The sequence below is a fragment of the Methylobacterium symbioticum genome (assembly GCF_902141845.1).
Classification (GTDB): Bacteria; Pseudomonadota; Alphaproteobacteria; order Rhizobiales; family Beijerinckiaceae; genus Methylobacterium; species Methylobacterium symbioticum.
In genome coordinates this window covers 1-23128 of sequence record NZ_CABFPH010000031.1, presented here as the reverse complement: position 1 = coordinate 23128, position 23128 = coordinate 1, and the positions used below count along the sequence as shown (strand labels likewise).

At 70.9% G+C, this 23128-nt stretch carries 24 protein-coding genes; 17 read left to right on the top strand and 7 right to left on the bottom strand.

Annotation, left to right across the window (positions count from 1 at the left end; translation table 11 throughout):
• The first annotated feature begins 135 nt into the window (after positions 1-135).
• Positions 136-789, top strand: a complete 654-nt coding sequence (locus MET9862_RS12600) for a pyridoxamine 5'-phosphate oxidase family protein (RefSeq protein WP_142583304.1) — start codon at positions 136-138, stop codon at positions 787-789.
• A 127-nt stretch (positions 790-916) separates the two neighbouring features.
• Here MET9862_RS12600 and MET9862_RS12595 read toward each other — a convergent pair whose 3' ends face one another.
• Entirely contained in the window at positions 917-1966 is a 1050-nt protein-coding gene (locus tag MET9862_RS12595) for a ketopantoate reductase family protein (RefSeq protein ID WP_142583303.1), read from the bottom strand.
• 249 nt (positions 1967-2215) lie between these two features.
• Positions 2216-3601 carry a leucyl aminopeptidase family protein gene (locus tag MET9862_RS12590; protein ID WP_142583302.1) on the bottom strand — a complete coding sequence of 462 codons (1386 nt, stop codon included), beginning with the start codon at positions 3599-3601 and terminating at the stop codon, positions 2216-2218.
• Between the two features lie 104 nt (positions 3602-3705).
• On the opposite strand from MET9862_RS12590, the gene MET9862_RS12585 reads away from it, so the two are divergent.
• On the top strand, positions 3706-4533 hold the full coding sequence (locus tag MET9862_RS12585; protein ID WP_142583301.1) for a tetratricopeptide repeat protein: 828 nt from the start codon (positions 3706-3708) through the stop codon (positions 4531-4533).
• Between the two features lie 4 nt (positions 4534-4537).
• Here MET9862_RS12585 and MET9862_RS12580 read toward each other — a convergent pair whose 3' ends face one another.
• Positions 4538-5275, bottom strand: a complete 738-nt coding sequence (locus MET9862_RS12580) for an RNA methyltransferase (RefSeq protein WP_142583300.1) — start codon at positions 5273-5275, stop codon at positions 4538-4540.
• Positions 5276-5398: 123 nt separating this feature from the next.
• Between MET9862_RS12580 and MET9862_RS12575 the strand changes: the two genes are divergently transcribed.
• Positions 5399-5815: an EVE domain-containing protein gene (locus tag MET9862_RS12575; RefSeq protein ID WP_142583299.1), complete on the top strand. Its 417-nt coding sequence runs from the start codon at positions 5399-5401 to the stop codon at positions 5813-5815.
• Between the two features lie 120 nt (positions 5816-5935).
• Here MET9862_RS12575 and MET9862_RS12570 read toward each other — a convergent pair whose 3' ends face one another.
• On the bottom strand, positions 5936-7471 hold the full coding sequence (locus MET9862_RS12570) for a sensor histidine kinase (RefSeq protein ID WP_142583298.1): 1536 nt from the start codon (positions 7469-7471) through the stop codon (positions 5936-5938).
• A gap of 214 nt (positions 7472-7685) precedes the next feature.
• Between MET9862_RS12570 and MET9862_RS12565 the strand changes: the two genes are divergently transcribed.
• The 5 genes from MET9862_RS12565 to MET9862_RS12545 all read left to right on the top strand — a co-directional run bounded on the left by MET9862_RS12565 (position 7686) and on the right by MET9862_RS12545 (position 12328).
• A complete protein-coding gene (locus tag MET9862_RS12565) occupies positions 7686-8141 on the top strand; it encodes a (2Fe-2S)-binding protein (RefSeq protein WP_142583297.1) in 456 nt (151 codons plus the stop codon).
• Positions 8142-8169: 28 nt separating this feature from the next.
• Positions 8170-10374 carry a xanthine dehydrogenase family protein molybdopterin-binding subunit gene (locus tag MET9862_RS12560; RefSeq protein ID WP_142583296.1) on the top strand — a complete coding sequence of 735 codons (2205 nt, stop codon included), beginning with the start codon at positions 8170-8172 and terminating at the stop codon, positions 10372-10374.
• Positions 10375-10529: 155 nt separating this feature from the next.
• On the top strand, positions 10530-11159 hold the full coding sequence (locus MET9862_RS12555; protein ID WP_142583295.1) for a uracil-DNA glycosylase family protein: 630 nt from the start codon (positions 10530-10532) through the stop codon (positions 11157-11159).
• 123 nt (positions 11160-11282) lie between these two features.
• A complete protein-coding gene (gene pyrF / locus MET9862_RS12550) occupies positions 11283-11981 on the top strand; it encodes an orotidine-5'-phosphate decarboxylase (protein ID WP_142583294.1) in 699 nt (232 codons plus the stop codon).
• Positions 11981-12328: a DUF1330 domain-containing protein gene (locus tag MET9862_RS12545; RefSeq protein WP_142583293.1), complete on the top strand. Its 348-nt coding sequence runs from the start codon at positions 11981-11983 to the stop codon at positions 12326-12328. Before pyrF ends, MET9862_RS12545 begins: the two co-directional genes overlap by 1 nt.
• Before the next feature lie 131 nt (positions 12329-12459).
• Here the strand turns inward: MET9862_RS12545 and MET9862_RS12540 are convergent, their stop codons facing one another.
• Positions 12460-13101 carry a TetR/AcrR family transcriptional regulator gene (locus tag MET9862_RS12540; protein WP_142583292.1) on the bottom strand — a complete coding sequence of 214 codons (642 nt, stop codon included), beginning with the start codon at positions 13099-13101 and terminating at the stop codon, positions 12460-12462.
• A 234-nt stretch (positions 13102-13335) separates the two neighbouring features.
• Here MET9862_RS12540 and MET9862_RS12535 point away from each other — a divergent pair, with 234 nt between their 5' ends.
• Together MET9862_RS12535 and MET9862_RS12530 are read left to right on the top strand one after the other, a co-directional pair.
• On the top strand, positions 13336-14106 hold the full coding sequence (locus MET9862_RS12535; RefSeq protein WP_142583291.1) for an SDR family NAD(P)-dependent oxidoreductase: 771 nt from the start codon (positions 13336-13338) through the stop codon (positions 14104-14106).
• Positions 14107-14300: 194 nt separating this feature from the next.
• Complete coding sequence (locus tag MET9862_RS12530) at positions 14301-16055, top strand: methyl-accepting chemotaxis protein (protein ID WP_185156848.1); 1755 nt, start codon at positions 14301-14303, stop codon at positions 16053-16055.
• A 9-nt stretch (positions 16056-16064) separates the two neighbouring features.
• Here MET9862_RS12530 and MET9862_RS12525 read toward each other — a convergent pair whose 3' ends face one another.
• On the bottom strand, positions 16065-16262 hold the full coding sequence (locus MET9862_RS12525) for a hypothetical protein (RefSeq protein WP_142583289.1): 198 nt from the start codon (positions 16260-16262) through the stop codon (positions 16065-16067).
• A gap of 345 nt (positions 16263-16607) precedes the next feature.
• On the opposite strand from MET9862_RS12525, the gene MET9862_RS12520 reads away from it, so the two are divergent.
• The 6 genes from MET9862_RS12520 to MET9862_RS12495 all read left to right on the top strand — a co-directional run bounded on the left by MET9862_RS12520 (position 16608) and on the right by MET9862_RS12495 (position 20847).
• Complete coding sequence (locus tag MET9862_RS12520) at positions 16608-17285, top strand: 50S ribosomal protein L25/general stress protein Ctc (protein ID WP_142583288.1); 678 nt, start codon at positions 16608-16610, stop codon at positions 17283-17285.
• Positions 17286-17385: 100 nt separating this feature from the next.
• Positions 17386-18018, top strand: coding sequence for an aminoacyl-tRNA hydrolase (gene pth / locus MET9862_RS12515; protein WP_142583287.1), 633 nt, complete (start codon positions 17386-17388; stop codon positions 18016-18018).
• Between the two features lie 51 nt (positions 18019-18069).
• Positions 18070-18300: a hypothetical protein gene (locus MET9862_RS12510; protein WP_142583286.1), complete on the top strand. Its 231-nt coding sequence runs from the start codon at positions 18070-18072 to the stop codon at positions 18298-18300.
• The gene (locus tag MET9862_RS12505) at positions 18293-18739 is read left to right on the top strand and encodes a PIN domain-containing protein (RefSeq protein WP_185156847.1); all 447 of its coding nucleotides are present in this window, start codon (positions 18293-18295) and stop codon (positions 18737-18739) included. The genes MET9862_RS12510 and MET9862_RS12505 overlap by 8 nt, the downstream gene beginning before the upstream one ends.
• A 13-nt stretch (positions 18740-18752) precedes the next feature.
• The gene (gene ychF, locus MET9862_RS12500; RefSeq protein WP_142583284.1) at positions 18753-19850 is read left to right on the top strand and encodes a redox-regulated ATPase YchF; all 1098 of its coding nucleotides are present in this window, start codon (positions 18753-18755) and stop codon (positions 19848-19850) included.
• Between the two features lie 7 nt (positions 19851-19857).
• A complete protein-coding gene (locus MET9862_RS12495) occupies positions 19858-20847 on the top strand; it encodes a MaoC family dehydratase (protein WP_142583283.1) in 990 nt (329 codons plus the stop codon).
• Between the two features lie 19 nt (positions 20848-20866).
• Here MET9862_RS12495 and mtnA read toward each other — a convergent pair whose 3' ends face one another.
• Positions 20867-21964, bottom strand: a complete 1098-nt coding sequence (gene mtnA, locus MET9862_RS12490) for an S-methyl-5-thioribose-1-phosphate isomerase (RefSeq protein WP_142583282.1) — start codon at positions 21962-21964, stop codon at positions 20867-20869.
• A 155-nt stretch (positions 21965-22119) separates the two neighbouring features.
• Here mtnA and MET9862_RS12485 point away from each other — a divergent pair.
• On the top strand, positions 22120-23128 hold a 1009-nt coding region (locus MET9862_RS12485), incomplete at its 3' end, for a DNA translocase FtsK 4TM domain-containing protein (protein WP_185156846.1).

Below are 23128 nucleotides of genomic sequence, written 5' to 3'. Positions count from 1 at the left end.
GGCCGGGCTTCGCCCGGCCTGCGCCGAAGCGACGAGGCCGGTTCCGCCAGGCGGGACCGGCCTTTCTCATGGGGCGAGCTTGGCTTAGAACCGCGCCCAAGGGCCCATGGAACGAGGCTCCCGGAGGACACGCTGATGGGATCGCTCTACTCGGACGCGCACCGCGCGCTCCAGGAAGAATTCGGTACGGTCAAGCTCGCGAACCGTCTGGACACCGATTGGGTGCACGAGACGATCCAGCCGGACGAGGCCGCCTTCATCGGCAGCCGCGACATGTTCTTCCTCTCCACCGTCGATCCGGACGGGATGCCGACCGTGTCCTACAAGGGCGGCGGCACCGGCTTCGTGAAGGTGGTGGACGAGACGACCCTCGTCTTCCCCGGCTTCGACGGCAACGGCATGTTCTACTCGATGGGCAATATCGAGGGTCAGGCCAAGGTCGGCCTGCTCTTCATCGATTTCGAGACCCCGCACCGGATCCGGGTCCAGGGTCTGGCCAGCCTCCTGCGCGACGATCCGCTGATGGCCGAATACACCGAGGCCAAGTATCTCGTTCGCGTCGCCGTGACGAAGATCTGGATCAACTGCCCGCGCTACATCCACAAGTACAACAAGGTGGAGCAGAACAAGTATGTCCCGCGGGAAGGCCGCGAGACGCCACTCGCCGCCTGGAAGCGCCTCGATCTCGCCGGCGACGTGATCAGCGACGCGGACAAGGCCCGTGTCGCCAAGGAAGGCCGCCTGGAGGTGTCCGAGTATGAGGCGCTCGTCGCCCGCGGCGAGGCATAGAGCCGCTCTCTGTCACCGAACCGGCAACCACGTCAGCGGAGAGCGCTCTGAGGCCAAGGGGCGCGATCCGCTCGCGCCCCAGGATGGGCGACGGGGCGCGAAAACCCGCGCCCCGCGCGATGCGGGCTCAGCCCTCGATGATGCGCTCGTCGAGCTTGCGGTCCACGGTCTCGACGGTGCGGTCGATCTCGGCATCCGGCTCGCCGAGCTGGTGCGAGATCAGCTTCACCAGAAGGTCGACGCGCTCGATGAAGGGCGCCCCGTTCGCCACCGCGCGCGCCGCCGAGGACGGCTTGAGCAGGCTCTCGGCCGCCTTGGCATACTTCTCGAACGGGACCTGATCCTTCGGATCGGCGCCGAGCTTCCGGGCGAGCGCATCGACATGGTCGTAGATGGCGCGGGATTGCGCCAGGTCGGTGTGCACGGCGTCGCGGATCGAGCGCGGCTCGGTCGGCGTGATGCAGCGGTAATTGCCGGTCAGCAGCATCGACCACTTCGCGAGCGGCACGAACAGCGAATCGAACACCTTCAGCTTCACCGGCACGTCCTGTCCGTCCAGGCGCACGGCGTCGATATCGGCCTCGAGCTCCCGCAGAAGGCGGTTATGCGCCTCGTCCGCGAAGGTCGCCGCCTTGAAGTTCGTCGGCAGGCCGACATGGAGCACGTTCGCGCCCTCCTCCGGCGGCCGGAAGGCCTGCGGGTCGGGCGAGCAGAGCGAGACCAGCCCGGGCTCGAAACGGTCCCAGACGCCCGCATTGGTGTAGGCGTCCTCGAGATTCATCGCGGCGAGCGCCGGGATCCGCTTGAGATAGGGCAGGGGCGGCATGTTCATGATCGAGAGGCTGGGCAGCTTCGCCTCGGCGATCTTGATCATCAGCATGCGGATCGTGTGGTTGGTGTATTGCGGCTCCTGCATGGCGAGGCCGACGAGGTCGTAGCGGGAGACGTCCACATCCTCCGGCGGCATCGCGTCGAGCTTGCCCGGCAGGTCGCGCGAATGGATCGCCCGGTGCTCGGGCTCGTCGCGCAGCTTGATCCGGACTTCCGTGCCCTCGCGGTTGATCAGGTCCGCGGTCTTCTTCCGGCAGACCAGCGTCACGTTGTGACCGGCCATCAGAAGTTTCGTCCCGAGCAGGGAGCCGTAGGAGGCGCCCAGGATCAGGATGTTGCGTGCCATGCTGTCTCTCCCTTGATCGGTCTTGATCTTGTTATCGATCGCCGCCGCGCCGCGCGTTCGCGTGGCCCGCACGCATCGCCGGCGAGGTCGCCCCGTCAGGGCGCGGCCGTTCCCGCGCAAGCGGTTACAGCCTCGCCATGATGTATACCAAACACCCCTTAGCTTGGTTTGAGCCGCACCTGAAGAGCGCCCGAGCCGTCGGCGATCGCGGCGGGCGGAAAAATCAGCGGCCCGGCCCGGGCGCGCCGGTCAGGCCGGCGCGTAGCGCGCCTTGAGAAGGGCGTAGGCGAGGCGCGCGGTCTGGACCTCGCCACCCTCCGGTCGGCCCGGCTTGGTCGAGGGATTCCAGCCGTAGAGGTCGAAATGCGCGTGGGCCTTCGTCTTGGGGGCGAAGCGGCGCAGGAACAGGGCCGCGGTGATCGCGCCCGCGAAGGGACCGCCGGAGACGTTGTTGAGATCGGCGATCTTCGAATCGAGCAGGCTCGCGTAGGGCGCATGCAGCGGCATGCGCCAGACCGGATCGATCGCCGCCGCGCCCGAGGCGGCGATCTCCGCGGCGAGCCCCTCGTCCTCGGTGAAGACCGCCGGAAGGTCGGGTCCGAGCGCCACGCGGGCGGCGCCCGTCAGCGTCGCGAAATCGAGGATCAGGTCCGGCCCCTCGGCATCGGCGAGCGCCAGCGCATCGGCAAGGATCAGGCGGCCCTCGGCATCGGTGTTGCCGATCTCGACGGTGAGCCCGGCCCGGCTCCGGACCACGTCACCGGGCCGGAAGGCGTCGCCTGAGACGGAGTTCTCGACGGCTGGGATCAGCAGGCGCAGGCGGATCGGCAGCTCTGCGCCCATCACCATGTCGGCGGCGGCGAGCGCCGCGGCGGCCCCGCCCATGTCCTTCTTCATCAGGAGCATGGCGGCGGAGGGCTTGATGTCGAGCCCGCCCGTGTCGAAGGCGACGCCCTTGCCGACGAGGGTGATCCGCGGCGCGCCCGCGCGGCCCCAGGTCAGGTCGATCAGCCGTGGAGGCCGGGTCGCGCCGGCGCCGACCGCGTGGACGAGCGGGAACTCGGCCGCCAGGGACTCGCCCGCAGTCACCGTTACCGCGGCGCCGTGCCGCTCGGCCACCGCGCGCACGGCCGCCTCGATCTCGGCCGGGCCGAGGTCGTTGGCCGGCGTGTTGACGAGGTCGCGCCCCCTCGCCACAGCTGAGGCGATCTGCGCGATCTCGGCCGCATCGACGTCCTCCGGGGCCACCAGGCGGGCGGCCTCCGAGGCGGGCGCGCGGTAGCGGCGGAAGGCGTAGGCGCCGAGCGCCCAGGCCAGCGCCGCCTCGGCCGGCACCGGCGCGCCTTCGATCCGGTAGACGCCCGGCGGCAGCAGGCCCGGCAGCTTGCCGGCAAGCAGCCGGTCATAGGCGGGAGCGTCGGTCTCACCGAGGCCGAACAGGATGCGGGCGAGCTGGCCCTCCGCACCCGGCAGCAGGGCGAGCCGGCCGGCCTTCGGCGCGAAGCCGGTAGCCGCCGCGAAGGCGCGCTGCGCCGGATCCAATCCCGCCTCGACCTCAGGCCACCCGGCGGCGGTGACCAGAGTCACGGGGATCGCAACGGTGCCGGGAGCGAGGAAGACGTCTGAGTCGGGCATGTGCGGGGTGCTTAACCGGTGATTAGGGTTAACGCTCTACCACCGTGCCGACGAGGCCGTGAAGCGTCCGGTCCGTTGCGGTCCATTGCGTGCGGGAGCGTTCCATGATGACGGCCCATCGGCCTGCCCGGATGCGCGGCCTGCTCGCGGGCGCGATCGTCGCCCTCGGGATGGCCGGCTGCCAGTCGCGCGGGCCCGAGACCACCGGGTCGATCGGCAGCGCGGGCCCCGCGATCGAGCGGCAGCAGGTCGACAGCCTCGCCGCCCGCTACGCCGAGAACCCGAACGACCTCGCGACCGCCATGCGCTACGCCCAGGCGCTCCGCGCCAGCGACCAGAAGACTCAGGCGACGGCAGTGCTGCAGCAGGCGGCCCTACGCAACCCGCGCAACCAGGCGGTGCTCGGCGCCTACGGCAAGTCCCTCGTCGAAGTCGGCCGCTTCCAGGAGGCGCAGGAGGTGCTGCAGAACGCGCACACGCCCTCGCAGCCGGACTGGCGCATCCTCTCGGCCCAGGGCTCGGCCGCCGACCAGATGGGCGAGCACGCCCGGGCACAAGGTTTCTACGAGGCCGCCCTCAAGATCCGGCCGAACGAGCCGTCGATCCTGTCCAATCTCGGCCTGTCCTACATGCTCGCACGGCAGCTCGATCCGGCCGAAGCCGTGCTGCGCCGCGCCGCCGAGCAGCCGGGGGCCGACGCGCGGGTGCGGGCCAACCTCGCCATGGCTTTGGGGCTGAAGGGCCGCTTCCCCGAAGCCGAGGCGGTCCTGCGCAGGGACATGAGCCCCGCCGAGGCCGAGGCGAACATCGCCTCGCTGCGCGCCCTCGTGGCCCAGCCCAACCGCTGGAAGGCGATCGAGGCCGCAGACAAGGCCATCGCGAAACCGGGCAAGGCGGCGGGCGCGCCCCTGTCGCCGCCCCCACGGGGCTGAGCCCTCAGCGCGCGCGGGTCAGGGCCCGCAGCGCGCCGCGGACGGTGCGCACATCCTGCTCGGTCATCGCCATGCGGTGGAGCATGTCGCGCATGTTGCGGGCGATGATCTCGCGCTTCTCGGGCGGATAGAACCCGGCGCCGTCGAGCGCCGCCTCCAGGCTTCCGAACAGCGAGATCAGCGCCTCGCGAGTCGCTGGCGGGGAGAGCATCTCGCCGGAGAAGGGGATCGTGGCCCGACCGCTGGCGCGGCGCCATTCGTAGGCGACGAGCAGCACGCTCTGGGCGAGGTTGAGAGAGGGGAAGTCCGGCGAGACCGGGAAGGTGACGATGGCATCCGCCAGCGAGACCTCGTCGTTCGACAGGCCGACCCGCTCGCGCCCGAACATCACGCCGACCCGTTGCCCTGTGCGGGCCACGACCTGTGCCATCGCCTCGTCGGGTGCCAGCACGCGCTTCATCTGGCCGCGCTCGCGGGCGGTGGTGGCGAGCACGCAGTTCAGGTCGGCGATGGCCTCGGGGACGCTGGCATAGATCGTCGCCGCATCGAGCACGTGCGTGGCGCCAGACGCCGCCTCGCGCACGCCCTTCTTCGGCCAGCCGTTCTTCGGATTGACGAGACGGAGTTCGGACAGGCCGAAATTCGCCATGGCGCGGGCCGTCATGCCGATATTCTCGGCGAGCTGCGGCTCGACCAGGATGACGGCGGGGGCAATTCCGGGCGGGATCTCGAGGGTCTTCATGATGCCTCCCGTACTGCACCGGACCGCGCGCCCCAAGCGCCCTCGCATCGGGGATGCAATGGCAGGCGCGGCGGCCTATGGAGGGCCGGGCTCGGCCGTATCCGCCGGGCATCGGGGACCGACATGGCGCGCTGGCTCTTCAAATCCGAACCCTCGACCTGGTCGTGGGACCAGCAGGTCGCGGCGGGCGCGGAGGGCACGTTCTGGAACGGCGTGCGCAACCACCTCGCCAAGCAGCAGATGATGGCGATGCAGGTCGGCGAGCAGGGCTTCTTCTACCACTCGAACGAGGGCAAGGCCGTCGTCGGCATCGTCGAGGTCATCAAGCCCTATTATCCCGACCACACCGACGCGAGCGGACGCTTCGGCATGGTGGATGTGCGCGCCGTCGAGGCCCTGCGCACGCCTGTGACCCTCGACGCGATCAAGGCCGAGTCGGCGCTCAAGGACATGGTCCTCGTCAACAACTCGCGCCTCTCGGTGCAGCCGGTGAGCGAGGCCGAATGGACGCTGATCCGCCGGATGGGCGGCCTCGGCTGATCCGGGGATCTCGAACGGACGAATCCCCTCGGCGGGATGTCGGGGCGAAGCCGTGACCTGCATGCCCCAGGGCTCCGCCCTGGACCCGTGAGAGGGATGATCCCTCTCGACACCCGGATGTCAGGCCGCGCGGCGGGTGCGCGCCGGCCGCGCGACCGGCTCCTCGGGCGCCACGGAGACGGCCGGGAGCGTGTCCATCACGCGGGTCGCAGGCAGCGTCACGATCACCTCGGTGCCTTCGCGGGGCTTCGACTTGAGGGTGAAGTTGCCGCTGTGGAGGTCGACGAGCCCCTTCACGATGGGCAGGCCGAGGCCGGAGCCCTGCTCGGCATCCTTGATCGCCATCGAGCCGCGTCCGAAGGACGACATCACCGTGCCGATCTCCTCCTCGGGGATGCCGGGACCGTTGTCCTTCACCGCGACATACTGCCCGCCCGAACTCGTCCAGCCGACCTTGATGGTGATTTCGCCCCCCTGCGGCGTGAACTTCACCGCATTCGAGAGGATGTTCAGCACGATCTGGCGGATGGCGCGCTCGTCCGCCCAGATCCGCGGCAGCGAATCGTCCACGAAGTCGCGGAAGGTCTGATTCTTGGCCTTGGCGCGCAGGCCCATCATGTGCCGGCACTCCTCGACCACATGGGCGAGTTGCACCGCCTCCTCGTTCAGCTCGTAGCGGCCGGCCTCGATGCGCGAGAGGTCGAGGATCTCGTTGATCAGATTGAGGAGGTGCATCCCGCTGTCGTGGATGTCGGTCGAGTATTCCCGGTAGCTCGGGGCCGCATGGGCGCCGAAGACCTCGTTCTTCATCACCTCGGAGAAGCCGAGAATGGCGTTGAGCGGCGTGCGCAGCTCGTGGCTCATCGTGGCGAGGAAGCGGGATTTCGCGAGGTTCGCCTCCTCGGCCCGTCGCCGCGCCTCGTCGGAATTGGCCTTGGCCTGCTCCAATTCACCGAAGATCGCGTCTTTCTCGGCCCGCGATTCGAGGGCTCCCACCGTCGAGGTGTAGAGGCGCCGGGCGAGGCCGAGGAAGAAGACCTGCGCGCCGCAGGCCATCGCCACGATGAGGACCGCGTCCATCTCCCGCGAGAAGGCCAGCAGCGAGAGCGCCGCGAGCATGAGGGGCGCGAGCGCCGCCACCGCCGCGGCGGGCACGGTCGCCGCGATCATGGTGGCGACCGCCGAGGCGATGACGAGCCCGAACAGGCAGAAGGTCCAGCCGCCGGTGGTGCCGAGCCAGACCATGGCCGACCACACCACACCCTGCAGCGCCTCGCCGACGACGAAGCGGGTGCGCCAGCGCGGCAGTGCGATGGTTTCCGGATCCGCCCTGAGGAAGCGCAGGCTCAGACCTGAATTCAGCGCGATCAGCGCGAAGACGCCGAGAACCCAGAGGCTGGGCACCAGCGGCGGCAGCCAGAAGCTTGCCGCGGCCGCGAGCGCCACCGCGAAGAGTGCGAGCGGGAGACCGGCGCCCGTCCGGTACTGGGCGTAGAGGCGCAGCAGCTCGTAGTCGAAGGCGCGCTCCAGGCCGGTATTCGAGGTCAGCCGCTCGCGGGCGGAGCGCATCTCCCGGGCGATCTCGCGCCGCCGCGCCACCTCCTCCGTCGAGGGACCGCGCCTGCGCTGCACCATCTCGACGGTCAGGTCGGACATCGAACTCTTGGGTCAACGCACGCTGGGAGAGAGGGCCGCTGCGACGGCGGGACTCCTCCGTCAGAATGGGTCCGATATGTTAAGATCGGCCTGCTGAGACGCGTCGCATTTTGGTGAATGCGCACACCGTGGCGTGCCTGGCGGTGTGCGGCAGCGCACGCCGCCGGGCCTGAGACGCAGTTAACGGCTCGACGGTCGGGGCAGGGAGAAGCCGATGTTCAAGCTCACCGTCAACGGCACCACCCACGAGGTCGACGCCGACCCCGACATGCCCCTGCTCTGGGTGCTGCGCGACCGCCTCGACAAGACCGGCACCAAGTACGGCTGCGGCATCGCCCAGTGCGGCGCCTGCACGGTGCATCTCGACGGCCAGCCCGTGCGCTCCTGCCAGACCCGGATCGGCGACGTGGGCACGGGGGCGATCACCACCATCGAGGGCGTCTCGGGCCGTGTGGCCGAGGCCGTGCAGGGCGCGTGGCGCAAGCTCGACGTGGTGCAGTGCGGCTACTGCCAGTCCGGCCAGATCATGTCGGCGATCGGCCTGCTCTCCACCAACCCGAAGCCCAGCGACGCCGACATCGACGGCGCCCTGGACGGCAACATCTGCCGCTGCGGCACCTACCAGCGCATCCGCGCGGCGATCCACGAAGCCGCGCGCTCCCTCGCCTGATCCCGAACGTCCTGACCGGAGCATTGCCATGCTGAAGATCCGTCAGCCGACGCCCTCGCCGCGCGCCTCCCGCCGCGCCTTCCTCACCGGCTCGGCCGCCGCGGCCGGTGCCCTGGTGATCGGCTTCCGCCTCGACCTGCGCGGCGCCCGCGCTGAGGGGGCGCCCGCCCTGTCCGCCGTCAAGGCGAACCCGAACGCCTTCGTGCGCATCGCCGCCGACGACACCGTGACGGTGATGATCAAGCATCTCGACATGGGCCAGGGCAACACGACGGGCCTCGCCACGATCCTCGCCGACGAACTCGACGCCGACTGGTCGAAGGTCCGCACCGAGTTCGCGCCGGCGGATGCCGCCCTCTACAACAACCTGCTGATGGGCCCGATCCAGGGCACCGGCGGCTCGACGGCCATTGCCAATTCCTGGATGCAGCTGCGCAAGGCGGGCGCCGCCGCCCGCGAGATGCTGGTGGCCGCCGCCGCCCTGGACTGGAAGGTCCAGGCCTCGCAGATCACCGTCGAGAGCGGCGTGGTGCGCCATGCCGGCTCGGGCCGCGAGGCCCGCTTCGGCGAGCTCGCGGCCGCCGCCGCCGCCATGCCGGTGCCGCAGGAGCCGCGGCTCAAGGATCCGAGCCAGTGGCGGCTCATCGGCCAGAAGGCACTGCGCCTCGATTCGGTGGCCAAGACCAACGGCAGCGCAATCTATTCCCTCGACATCCGCCGCCCGAACCAAGTGACGGCGGTGGTTGCCCACCCGCCGCGCTTCGGCGCCACGGTGAAGGGCTTCGACGACAAGGCCGCGCGGCAGGTCGCGGGCGTGATCGACGTGGTCGCGATCCCGACGGGCGTCGCGGTGATCGCCCGCGACACCTGGGCTGCGATGAAGGGCCGCGAGGCGCTGAAGGTCACCTGGGACGAGAGCCTCGCCGAGACGCGCTCGTCCGACGTCATCCTCGCCGAGTACCGCGAGACGGCCAAGCGCCCCGGCATCGTCGCCTCGCAGCGCGGCGATGCCGAGGCCGGCATCAAGGGCGCCGCGAAGGTGCTGGAGGCGGAGTTCAGCTTCCCCTACCTCGCCCACGCGGCGATGGAGCCTCTCAACGCCACGATCGAGCGGGCGGCGGATGGCAGCTACGACATCTATGCGGGCCTCCAGTTCCAGACGATCGAGCAGGCCACCGCCGCCGCGATCCTGGGCACCACCCCCGACAAGGTCCGGCTGCACACCCTGTGGGCCGGCGGCTCCTTCGGGCGGCGCGCCACGCCCTCGGCCGACTACATCGCGGAGGCCGCCGCCATCCTGAAGGCGTGGGGCGCCAAGGCCCCCGTGCACCTCGTCTGGACCCGCGAGGACGACATGGCGGGCGGCTATTACCGGCCGACCGTCTATCACAAGATCCGCGCCGGCCTCGACGCCAAGGGATCGGTGACGGGCTGGCAGCACGTGATGGTCGGCAAGTCGATCATGATCGGCTCGCCCTTCGAGGCGATGCTGGTGAAGAACGGCGTCGACGGCACCACCGTCGAAGGTGCCTCGGACACGCCCTACGCGCTGCCCGCCTACCGGTTCGAGGTGCACAACGCCCGCGAAGGCGTGCCGGTGCTGTGGTGGCGCTCGGTCGGCCACACCCACACCGCCCAGGCTATGGAGGTCTTCGTCGACGAACTGGCCCATGCGGCGCAGGTCGATCCCGTCGCCTACCGCCTCGCCCTGCTCACCAACGCGCCGCGCCTCTCCGCAGCCCTCAAGCTCGCCGCCGAGAAGGCGGGCTGGGGCAAGGCGGCGCCCGAGAAGGGCCGGGCCATGGGCGTCGCGGCCCACGAATCCTTCGGCTCCTACGTGGCGATGGTGGCCGACGTGACCGCGGGTTCGGGCAGCCTGAAGGTGAACCGGATTGTCGCCGCGGTCGATGTCGGCATCGCGGTCAACCCGGACATCGTGCGTGCCCAGGTCGAGGGCGCGGTCGGCTTCGCGCTCTCCTCGGTCCTGCGCAACCGCGTGACGCTGAAGGACGGCGTGGTTCAAGAGACCAATTTCGACGCCTACGAGCCGACCCGGCTCACCGAGATGCCGGTGGTCGAGGTCCATATCGTGCCGAGCCAGGCGGCCCCGACGGGCATCGGCGAGCCGGGCGTACCGGTCCTGGCGCCCGCGATCTCGAACGCGGTCTTCGCCGCGACCGGCCAGCGCCTGCGTGCGCTGCCCCTCGACCTCTCGGGCCTGAAGGGCGTGTGACATTGCGCACAGCGCATGGCTCTGAGCCGGCTTAGATCACGGCTCAGCCTCCCAAGGCTTTCGAGACCCAAACGACTTCCCCACGGCGCGGCCCACGGCCGCGCCGTTTCTTTTGGGCTGGCTCGCGGTTCCGGGACCTCCCATCTCCCGCAGCCATGACCGCGATCTTGCACGAGACCTTCGAAGACACGGCCGCGCGCCTCCGGGCCTGCCGCATCTGCCGCGACAGCCCGCTCTACGGACCGCCCCTGCCGCACGAGCCGCGACCGATCGTGCAGGGCTCGTCCACGGCCCGCCTGTGCATCGCAAGCCAAGCCCCCGGCACCCGCGCCCACCGCTCCGGCAAGCCGTTCTCGGACCCGTCCGGGGTGCGCCTGCGCGCTTGGCTCGGCCTCGACGAGGCAGCCTTCTACGACGGCGCGCGCGTCGCCATCGTGCCGATGGGCTCGTGCTTCCCCGGCCTCGACGCGAAGGGCGGCGACCGGCCGCCGCGGCGGGAATGCGCCGAGCGCTGGCGCAAGGACCTGTTCGCCGGCCTGCCCGCGCTGGAGCTGATTCTCGTGATCGGCCAATACGCGCAGGGCTGGCATCTCGGCCGGCTCGACGGCGGACTGACCGGCACGGTGCGCAACTGGCGCGCGATCCTGGGCGAGACGCGGCGCCCGCGGATCCTGCCCCTGCCGCACCCCTCTTGGCGCAACAACGGCTGGCTGAAGCGCGAGCCCTGGTTCGAGGCCGAGCTGCTGCCCGTGCTCAGGGCCGAGGTGGCGCGGGTGCTGGCCTGAACGGTCCGACCCAAGGATCCACTCCAAGGATACGGCCGACGATACGGCCGACGATCCGGCCGACGATCCGGCATTGACTGGAACGGCGCTCCGCGCGATCCCTCCGCCGCCTCCGGAGCCCGCATGACACCCATCACAGACCCGCGCGACCGCCTGATCGTCGCCCTCGACCTGGCCGATGTGGACGCGGCCCGGGCGCTCGTCGACCGGATCGGCGACGCGGCGACCTTCTACAAGATCGGCTACCAGCTCGGGTACAATGGCGGCCTCGCCTTCGCCCGCGAGCTGGCGAAGCGCGGCCTCAAGACATTCCTCGACCTGAAGCTCCACGACATCGGCAACACGGTGGAGGAGGGCGTTCGGGCGGTGAGCGACCTCGGCGCCAGCTTCCTCACGGTCCACGCCTATCCCCAGACCATGCGCGCGGCGGTCCGCGGGCGAAGCGGCAACCTCAAGGTCCTGGCGGTCACCGTGCTGACCTCCTATGACGACGCGGACGCGGCCGAGGCCGGCTACGCGCTGCCCGTCAGCGCACTCGTCGCCAAGCGCGCGGGGCAGGCCCGCGACATCGGCATCGACGGCATCGTCTGCAGCGCGCTTGAGGCGGGTCCGGTGCGGACGGCGATCGGACCGGAGCGGCTGATCGTGACCCCCGGCATCCGCCCGGCCGGCGCCGAGCTCGGCGACCAGAAGCGGGTGCTGACGCCGGGTCAGGCGCGCGCGGCCGGGATCGACCACGTGGTCGTCGGCCGCCCGATCACCGGTGCCGCCGACCCGCGGGCGGTGGCACGGGCAATCGTCGCAGAGATGGGAGAGGCGTGATGGCCAAGGGCTACTGGATCGTGCGGGTCGATGTGCTCGACCCCGAGGCCTACAAGGCCTACGCGGCGGCGAACGGCGCGGCGCTCGCCAAATACGGCGCCCGCTTCCTGGTGCGCGGCGGCGGCTTCGAGGCGGTGGCGGGTCAGGCCCGCGCCCGCAACGTCGTGCTCGAATTCCCGAGCTACGAGATCGCCCTCGAATGCTGGCACTCGGAACTCTACCAGGAGGCCCGCGCCAAGCAGAAGGGCGCCGTCGAGTCCGAGATCATCGTGATCGAGGGCTATGACGGCCCGCAGCCCTACATCTCCGAGCCGTCGCCGCCCGCCAACACGCCGGCGTCGGAATAGCCGAGCCCGGCTCCGGACACGCCTGGGATCCGCGACATGCGCCCCTTTCTCGACCCAGAGAGGAGCGCGCCGCATCCAGTGCCGACGCTCCCCGATCCGACCCCGCCTGTCACAGCGGGGTGGGCGGCGCCTCAGCCCCGCGCGGGCTCCCGGGCCGGGCGCAGGCTGCGCAGCAGGAAGTCCACCAACTCGACGAGGCTCGGCTCCAGTTCCGGGTGCGTCTGGCTCACGAGGAGCGGGTGCGTGTGGCGCGTGATCGCCGCCTGGATGCAGCGGGCTGCCACCGCCGGATCGGCCGCCTCGAACTCGCCGGTCCGCACGCCGTCGCGCACGATGCGCTCGAACACCGCGCCGATCCGGTCCACGTGCTGACGGCAGACCTCCCAGCTCTCGCCCATCGCCGCCTCGATCATCTCGTGGATGCGCGGATAGCCGGCCCAGCGCCCGGTTGTGTCGCGGTGCAGGGCTGCGACCGCCTCACGCAGGCGGGCCTCGGCCGTCCGTCCCGGCGCGTCGGCGATGCCGGCGATCAGCGCCTCGATCTCGCCCGTGACGCGCTCCACCACCGCCTCGTTGATCGCCTTCTTCGACTCGAAGAAGCGGTACACGTTGGCCGGGCTCATCTTCAGGGTCTTGGCGATGTCGGCGACCGTGGTCTTCTGGTAGCCGATCTCGCGGAACGAGCGCTCGGCCACCGCCAGGATGCGGCAGCGCGTGGTGGGTGCGCTTTCCTCGGCGGGGTCGGGAATCGCGGTCGGGTAGGCCGAAGACATCGTGCTCGAAGGTTGGCGGCGTCGCTCTTCTGTCATGCGACGCCGACGACGAATTTTGGTTCCTGATTAGGCATCGCACTCCCGGCCGTCAAAGCGGCTGGCGCACCCGGCAAGGCCGCGCTCGCACCTCTCTCCGACAGGCGCCGGCCCCGAGGCAATGCGCCGCCGTGCCGGAACCGGGCCGACCCGCGCCGATTGCCCAGGCGATTGCTCGATCCGCCAGCGGGGACATTGATGACGTTCAAGGACAAGCGGGCCCTGATCACCGGTGCCGATTCCGGCATCGGCCGGGCCGCCGCCATCCACCTCGCCCGCGCGGGCGCCGACGTGGTGATCGCCTATCACAACGACCGGGACGGCATCGCCGAGACGGCCCGCCATGTCGAAGCGGAGGGACGCCGAGCCGTGGTGGCGCAGGTCGATGTCGGCGATCCGGCCTCGGTGAAGGCCCTCTACGAGACGGCAGCCCGCGACCTCGGCCCCCTCGACATCCTCGTCGCCAATGCCGGCCAGGCGATGAGCGGCATGGCGGTCGCCGAGATGGAGGACGAGCGGCTGGAGACGATCCTGCGCGTCAACCTGATGGGCGCATTGTTCACGGCGCGTCCCTTCATCCGCATGCGCCGCGAGGCGGGCGGGCGTGGCAAGATCGTGTTCGTCTCCTCCGTGGCGCAGCACCTGCCGACGCCCGAGAGCGCCCCCTACGGCATGTCGAAGGCCGGTCTCGGCTCGCTCTGCCGCAGCCTGTCGCGGGAGCTCGCCGAGGACCGCATCAACGTCAACAACGTGGCGCCCGGCCTGATCGAGACGCCGATGACCTCCGACCGCTTCGAGGATCCGGGCAAGCTGGAGACGTCCCTGGAGCGCATCCCGTGGCACCGGGCCGGCCAGCCCGAGGACATCGCGCACGCGATCCTCTACCTCGCCTCTGACGAGGCCGACTACGTGACCGGCCACACGCTCGTAGTCGATGGCGGCCTGACCATGCAGTGGGGCGGTGCCTGAGAGCGGACGGCGCCGCACAGGGCCGTGACGGCAGGCGGCTCAGGCGTCAATCCAGTCCAGAGGCGTCGGCGTCCGCAGGTGTACGGCCGGCGTTACTCACCGATTCCGGCCGTAACGGACGTTCGACCGCTGTCGAGCTGCGTTCGGGCGCAACCGCAATTGTCCTTTAACGTCCCGCTGATCGAATGCGGCCCATGCTTCGATCCTATCTCCGCAGCCGTGCGACCGCGCAGCCCGCCGTAGCGGAGCCCGGTCCGCCGGCTGTCGGCGCTGCCGCATCCGAAGCCGTCACGGCCGAGACCGAGGGCGGCTCCGGCAGCGCGGCCGTCCTCGACGTGATCGAGACGGACGTGCTCGCCGCGATCGGCGCCGTCGGCGGCTCGATCGCCTCGGCGCGCGGCGAGGTCGGCGCCGTCCAAGTCGGGCTCGCGGAGATGCGGGCCCGGATGGAAGGCCTTGCGGGCGCCGCGCGCGAGGCCGCTTCCGCCAGCGCGGCTCTGTCCGAGCGGACCCAGGCCCTCTCCCAGACCTCCGGCCGGATCGCCGGGGCGATGCGGCAGGCCGAGGCCCATCTCGACCAAGCCGACAGCCGCGGCGGCGAGGCGCGGGCGCAGATCGAGGCCCTGGCCCTCGCCGGCTCCGAGATCGCGGGCATCATCGATGCCATCGCCGCGGTGGCGCGGCAGACCAACCTGCTGGCGCTCAACGCCACCATCGAGGCGGCCCGTGCCGGCGATGCCGGCCGCGGCTTCGCGGTGGTCGCCGCCGAGGTGAAGGCCCTGTCGGTGGAGACGGGGCGGGCGGCCGAGGAGGTGCGCGCGCGGGTCACGCGGCTGCGCGACGGCGCGGCGGCCTCCGCCACGGCGGTGACGGCCCTTGCCGAGGCGATCGATGCGGCACGACCTGCCTTCGGCACGGTCCAGGCGATCTCGGGCGAGCAGGCGGCCATCGTCGCGCATGTGGTCGGCGAAGCCGCGCGGACGGGCAGCCTCGTCGCGGATGTGGATGGCGCGGCCCAGGCCATTGCTGCGGCGGGGATCGCGCTGGAGGCGCGCGCCGTCGCCACCGAGGCCTCGGCGCGGGAGGCGGCCGACCAAGCCGCCGGCCTCGGACGCCGCTTCGTCGCGGTGATCCGGCAGAGCGAGATCGGCGATCGCCGCCGGCACGACCGTTACCCCGTCGAACTGGCCGTGCGCCTCGGCGACGGGCGCCGCAGCCGCAGCGTCGATCTCAGCGCGGGCGGCGTCCTGGTCGAGGCGCCAGAGGGTGCGGCCGTGGCCGCGGGCAGCGCCCTCGGCCTCGACATCGACGGCATCGGCCCGGTGCGGGCCCTCGTTCGAGCCGTGAGCCCGATGGGCCTCCACTGCGCTTTCGCAGACCTGACCGCCGCCGCACGCTCAGGCCTCGACGCGCGTCTCTCCGCCGTCCAGGCCGAGTATGCGCCCCTCGCGGAGAAGGCGCAGGGCCTCGCAGGGCGCATCTCCGGGCTGATGGAAGAGGCGCTCGCCGCCGGCCGGCTCACCGAGGCCGACCTGTTCGACACCGACTACCTGCCGCTGCCGGGCAGCGACCCGCGCCAGTTCATGACGCGGGCGGTCAAGCCCCTCGTCGGCATGCTGCAGGAGGTGCTGGACCGGGAACTCGCCCTCGACAACCGGATGCTGTTCTGCATCGTGGCCGACCGCAACGGCTTCGTGCCGGTGCATAACGGCGCGGTCTCGCAGGCGCAGAGGCCCGGTGACCCGGTCTGGAACGCGGCCAACGCGCGCAACCTGCGCATCTTCGACGACCGCACCGGGATCACGGCAGCGCGCTCGCAGCGTCCTGCGACCGTGCAGGTCTACCGTCGCGAGCTCGGCGACCGGGTCGTGATGGTGCGGGAAGTGGACGCGCCGATTCGCGCGGCCGGGCGCCACTGGGGCGCCTGCCGCACGGCCTACCGATTCTGAGCCGGTCGGTCAGGAGCCGAACTGCGAGCCGAGCTGCTCAAGATACTCGGCGAGGTCGAGCCCGCCGACGCGCTTCCCGTAATCGAAACGCTGACCCTGGCGGATGTCGATGCTGGCATTGCGGGTCGTCAGAGTGAACGGACGCACGCAAACCCAGGCACCGTCGCTCCGATGCTCGAAGTAACCGAGTATGTCGTGCTTGGCCATGGTCGTCCCCGGGTCTGGAATCGCGGGGTTAACGGCCGAGCCGAGACTTGGTTCACCTCTATTCGGACACCGCAACGCACCATACGGCCAAGCCGATGCTGGCATTCGGGAGGCGGGCCGTGGCCGGCGCACGGGGCAGACACCAGCCTCACCCGCCTTTGTCGCGCGCATGCCGGGGCGCGGCAGCCGGATCATCGGGTTGCCTTTTCGGGCTGCCGGGTGTAAGCGCGCCCCGCGCCCTTCAGACACCCTTGGAGGCACGGGCGCGCTGGGGAACGGTCGGGCCGTCCGCTTCGGGCGGCCTTTGTCGTTTTCTCCAGGCCATCATCAGAACAGGATCACGCCATGAGCGCAGTCAAGACGCTTGAGGCCGTGGCACGCGACCGGGTCGGCAAGGGGGCCGCCCGGGCCGTTCGTCGCCAGGGCAAGATTCCCGCCGTCGTCTACGGCGCCGGCCAGCCGCCGGTCTCCATCGCGGTCGACCTCATCCGCACCCGCACGCTGATCTATGCCGGCGGCTTCAAGACCACGGTGTTCGAGATCACCACCGGCGGCAAGAAGGTCCGCGCGATCCCGCGCGACTTCCAGCTCGACCCGGTCACCGGCGCGCCGCTGCACGTCGACTTCCTGCGCGTCGTCTCCGGCCAGACCGTCGTGGTCGAGGTGCCGGTGCACTTCGTGAACGAGGACAAGGCCCCCGGCATCAAGCAGAAGGGCGGCACCCTCAACATCGCGCTGCACACGCTGCCGATCGACGTGGCCCCCGACCAGATCCCCGACGCGATCGAGGTGGACCTGACCGGCCGCCAGATCGGCGACGTGATCCACGCGTCCGACCTGAAGCTGCCCGCCGGCACCTACACGGGCGAGGGCACGGATCCGGTCGCCAACATCGTGCCGCCGACCGTGCTCGGCGCCGAGGTCGAGGCCGAGGAGGCCGCGATCGCCGAGGCGCAGGCCGCCGAGTCCGCCGAGGAGAAGGCCGAGACCGAGACCGCCTCCGAGGAGAAGACCGAGGAGTAATCCGGAGCGGGACCGCCGCGTCCCCGTCCGCCCTCGCGATGCCCCGGCCCAAAGCCGGGGCATTTTCACGTGCGTTCAAGGCAGGCCAAAGGAGCACGGCATGCGGCTCATCGTCGGCCTCGGGAATCCGGGCCAGCGCTACGCGCGCAACCGGCACAATATCGGCTTCATGGGCGTCGACGAGATCGCCCGCGTGCACCGGGCGAGCCCGTTCCGCCGCCGCTTCCAGGGCGAGGCCGCCGAGGTGGTCCTCGGCACTGAGCGCGCCATCCTGCTGAAGCCGCAGACCTTCATGAACGAGTCCGGCCGCTCGGTCGCCGAGGCGCAGCGCTTCTACAAGATCGCCTTGGCCGACGTGATCGTCCTGCACGACGAGCTCGATCTGGCTCCGGCCAAGCTCCGGGTGAAGCTCGGCGGCGGCAATGCCGGACATAACGGCCTGCGCTCGATCACCGCGCAATGCGGCAACGACTACCGCCGCGTGCGGCTCGGCATCGGGCATCCGGGCGACAAGGCCCTCGTCCATGCCTACGTGCTCAATGATTTCGCCAAGGCCGAGGAGCCCTGGGTCGAGGATCTCTGCCGGGCGGTGGCCGACCACGCCGCGCTGCTGGCGGCGGGCGACGATCCGGGCTTCCAGAACAAGGTCCATCTCGCCATGGCCGGCCGCGGCTGGGACGCGGTGAAGACGCCGGCCGAGGCCGGCAAGGCCAAGGGCCGGGCCGAGACGTAAATTGACACGAAAACACGAGGACACGATATCGGAGGCGATCTGGAGGCGGCGATGAAGAACGTGACCGTGACCATGGACGAGGCGCTGCTGCAGCGCGCCCGCGTGGCGGCGGCGCGGGACGGCAAGAGCTTGTCGAAGTTCATCGCCGAGACGGTGGAGCAGCGGGTCGGCCGGCCGATGACCCAGCGCGAGGCTCTCGAGCGCTTCCTGGCCGGTCCCCTCATGAACCTGACCGATGAGAAGGGCCGAGCGCCAACGCGTGACCAGATCTATGATGACTGACCGGGTCTTCATCGACACCAATGTGCTCGTTTACGCACGCGACGGACGCAACGCAGACAAGCGACATCGTGCCAGAGGTTGGCTCGCCGCGATCACCGATTCATACAGCGCCCGCACCAACCTTCAGGTCCTGAACGAACTGACCCGTTGGATCCTCAGAAACGAGAGCTCCCGGCCACTGGGCGAGATTCAGGATGAGATCGCGGCGCTTCGAGGCTGGGGCGACAGGCCCCTCGACGGAGAAGAGCTGGATCTCGCTTGGGCAGTCCGAGACAAGCTCGGCTACCAATGGTTCGACTGCCTCCTCGTCGCCGCGGCCCACGTCCAGGGCTGCCGCTACTTTCTGACCGAGGACATGGCCCATGGCGCGAGCTTCCAGGGCGTGACCCTCATCAATCCGTTCCGGCTCTCGCCGGATGAGCTGTTTCTGCGGAACTGACCGGAACCGATCCATGGGCTTCAAATGCGGCATCGTCGGCCTGCCGAACGTCGGCAAGTCGACCCTCTTCAACGTGCTGACGCAGACCGCGGCGGCCCAGGCGGCGAACTACCCGTTCTGCACCATCGAGCCGAATGTCGGCGAGGTGGCGGTGCCGGATGCGCGGCTCGACGCGCTCGCGACGATCGCCACCTCGAAGGAGATCATCCCGACGCGGCTGACCTTCGTGGACATCGCCGGCCTCGTGCGCGGCGCCTCGAAGGGGGAGGGGCTCGGCAACCAGTTCCTCGCCAACATCCGTGAGGTCGATGCCATCGCCCACGTGGTGCGCTGCTTCGAGGACGGCGACGTCACCCATGTCGAGGGCAAGGTCGACCCGGCCGCCGACATCGAGACCATCGAGACCGAGCTGATGCTGGCCGACCTCGACAGCCTGGAGCGGCGCGCCCAGGCCCTGGAGAAGAAGGCCAAGGGCTCCGACAAGGAGGCCAAGGAGGCCCTCGACCTCGTCAACCGGGCGCTCCCGCTCCTGCGCGACGGCAAGCCGGCCCGCCTCGTCGAGCGGAAGCCCGAGGAGGAGCGCCTGTTCCAGCAGCTCGGCCTGATGACCGCCAAGCCCGTCCTCTACGTCTGCAACGTGGACGAGGGCGACGCCGACAAGGGCAACGCCCATTCCGATGCGGTGATGGCCCGCGCCAAGGCGGAGGGCGCCAAGGCCGTGGTGGTCTCGGCCAAGATCGAGAGCGAGATCGCGGTGATGCCGCCGGCCGACCAGGCCGAGTTCCTGGAGGCGGTGGGCCTGACCGAGCCCGGCCTCAACCGGGTGATCCGGGCGGGCTACGAGCTGCTCGGACTCATCACCTACTTCACGGTCGGCCCGAAGGAAGCCCGCGCCTGGACGATCACCGACGGCACTCGCGCGCCCGCGGCGGCCGGCGTGATCCATTCCGATTTCGAGAAGGGCTTCATCCGGGCCGAGACCATCGCCTATGCCGACTACGTCGCGCTGAAGGGCGAGACCGGCGCGCGGGATGCCGGCAAGCTGCGGCTGGAGGGCAAGGAGTACCGCGTGCAGGACGGCGACGTGCTGCACTTCCGCTTCGCCAACTGAGGCGCCGATGCCCGGCCCCTGCTTCGAGGACTTCAAGCCCGGCGACCGCTTCGTCAGTGCGGCGATCACCGTGAGCCGGGACGAGATCGTCGCCTTCGCGCGGGACTTCGACCCGCAGCCCTTCCACCTCGACGAGGCGGCGGCGGAGGCGACCTTCGTCGGTCGGCTGATCGCCTCCGGCTGGCAGACGGCCGCGCTCGGCATGCGGCTCCTGCAGGCCGGGGTGTTCCGCGGCGGCTCGTCGCTCGGCTCGCCCGGCATTGAGGAGTTGCGCTGGCTGAAGCCCGTCCTGCCTGGCGACAGCCTGATTCTGACGGCCACCGTCGAGGATTGCCGCGGCTCGGGCTCGAAGCCCGGTCTCGGCTTCGTGCGCTTCTCCGCGGAGATGGCGAATGGCGCGGGCGACGCGGTGATGAGCCAGAGCTTCACGGTGATGTTCCCGCGGCGCGGCCAGGAGCCTCCACCGCCCCGGCCGGTGACGCTCGCCACGCCGGCACCGCGGCCCGAGCCGGACGATTCCGAGATCCTGCCCTTCCTGGGCGAGGCCGAGATCGGCTGCGCGCGCGATCTCGGGACCTACACCTTCACGGCGGACGACATCGTCGCCTTCGCGCGCCTCTATGACGCGCAAGTCTTCCATCTCGACCCGGAGGCCGCCGCCCGCTCGCATTTCGGCGGGCTCTGCGCCTCGGGCTGGCACACGGCCGCCGTCTATATGAAGCGGCTGATGGCGACCCGCGCCCGCGACCTCGCCTACACCGCGGCGCGCGGCCCGGTGCCGATGTTCGGCTCCTCGCCGGGCTTCCGGAAGATGCGCTGGCTCAAGCCCGTCTATGCGGGCGACACCATCGGCTACCGCACCGTGCTCACCGACCGCCGCGCCTCGGCCTCGCGTCCGGGCTGGGGCCTCGCCTTCGCGCGCAACACCGGCACGAACCAGCACGGCGAGGAGGTGTTCCGGTTCGATTCGACGGTGTTCTGCCAGTGGGAGCCCTGAGGGGCCCTGTGCCCGGGCGTCACGCCGCCCGGCGCCGCTCCGGGTAGAGGCCGAGCAGGCCCTCGGGCGAGGCCTCGCACACGCCGCGCTCGGTGATGATGCCGGTGACGAGCCGGGCCGGGGTCACGTCGAAGGCAGGGTTGGCCACGGGGCTCCCCGGCGAGACCACCTCGACGGTGGCGAAGCCGCCATCCGCCAGGCGCCCGGTCAGATGCGTGACCTCACGCCCGTCGCGCTCCTCGATCGGAATCTCGGCGACGCCGTCCGACAGCGTCCAGTCGATCGTGGAGAAGGGGAGGGCCGCGTAGAACGGCACCCGGTTGTCCGAGGCCGCGAGCGCCTTGAGGTAGGTGCCGATCTTGTTGCAGACGTCACCCGAGGCCGTGGTGCGGTCCGAGCCGACGATGCAGACGTCGATGCCGCCGTGCTGCATCAGGTGGCCGCCAGCATTGTCGGCAATCACCGTGTGGGGCACGCCGTGCCCGTTCAGCTCGAAGGCGGTGAGCGCCGCACCCTGGTTCCGCGGCCGGGTCTCGTCCACATAGACGTGGAGATCGACGCCCATCTCGTGCGCCATGTAGATCGGCGCCAGCGCCGTGCCCCAGTCGACGGTGGCGAGCCAGCCGGCATTGCAATGGGTCAGCACGTTGATGCGCCGGCCCTTCGCCTGCGCGATCTCGGCGAGCAGCCGGCCGCCATGCTCGCCGATCGCCTTGCAGCTCGCCACATCCTCCTCGGCGATGCGGCCGGCCTCCGCGAAGGCGGCCGCGAAGCGCTCCGCGGCGGGGAGGGGGCGCAGCTGCGTGGCGACATGGTCGAGCGCCCAGCGCAGGTTGATCGCGGTGGGGCGGGGGGCCGCCAGCGCCTCGACGGCGTGGGCGAGCCCGGCATCGGAGGGGTCCTCCCGCAGGCCGAGCGCCAGACCATAGGCGGCGGTGACGCCGATCAGCGGGGCGCCGCGCACGATCATGGTGCGGATCGCCACCGCCGCGTCGTCGAGGCTCGCGAGGCGTCGCATCTCGAAGGCGAAGGGCAGGCGGGTCTGGTCGATCACCTGCACGGAGACGCCGTCGGCATCCGGCACGATGGTACGGTGGTGGCGGCCGTCGATCTTCATGCCCACCGCTCTGCCACACGGGGCCGCGGATTGCACGCGCGCGGCGGACGCGGCGGTTTTGCAGCTGCCGGTTGAGCCTTCCTCAACCTTAGCCCCCCGTTAACGGCTCGCCCGTAGCGTTTCCGGCAGAGTACCCCTCACGCGTCCGGTTCCGCATGCGCTCGCTCCGCCGCTCCGCGTCGCCCTTCGACACCGTCGTGGACACGGTGCGCCCGTTCCTGGCGCGCCGGCTGACGGAGTTCGGCGGCCTCGTCCTGTTCACCGGCGCCATCGCGCTCACCGTGGCGCTGGCGACGTGGTCGATCGACGACCCGAGTCTCAACCACGCCACCGACCACGGCGCCCACAACGTGCTCGGCCAGCCCGGCGCCGTGGTGTCGGACCTTGCCATGCAGATCCTCGGCCTCGGCTCGCTCGCCCTGGTCCTGCCGCCGGCCCTCTGGGGCGTGCGCCTGATGCGCGAGCGAGACCTGCCCCGCGGCGGCCTGCGCATCGCCCTCTGGATCATCGGCTTCTGCGCGGCGAGCGCGGTGGCGAGCGCCCTGCCGCCGACCACGCGCTGGCCGCTGCCGACCGGCCTCGGCGGCGTCGCCGGCGACGCGCTGCTCTCGCTCGCCCGCACCGTCGTGGGCGCCATCGCCGGGCCCGCCGCCGCCCTCGTCGGCTTCGCCTACGGCGCCGTGGCGATCCTCGCCATCACCGGGGCCTGCCGCGCCGGCCTCGACCACGCGGAGGACGAGGAGGCGGAGGAGACCGACCACACGCCCGTGGCGCGGCGGCCGACCTACCGCTCGGAGGAGCGGGACGCAGCCGGCGAGCCGGGCCTCGGCCTCGTCGGCCTCGGTGCCATCGCCCAGGCCGTCATGCGCGGGCGCGCGGCCCTCGGCGAGACCGTCGAGACCTGGAAGGCGCAGCGCTCCGGGGGCCTCGCCTATGCCGGCGCCTCGCCGACGCTCGCCGCCCGCCGGGCCTTCTCGGACGAGGACCTGCCCTGGGCCGAGCACCTGCCGGCGCAGGGCGGCAGGCCCGCCGCCCGTCGCGAGCCGGCCTTCGATTCGGAGACGCCCCGTCCCGCCCCGCGCGCGAAGCCGGCGCCGGCCTATGCCGAGGACGAGCCGGACGAGGAGGGTGAGGCCGAGGCCCCGCGCTCGCGCGTCGCGCCGC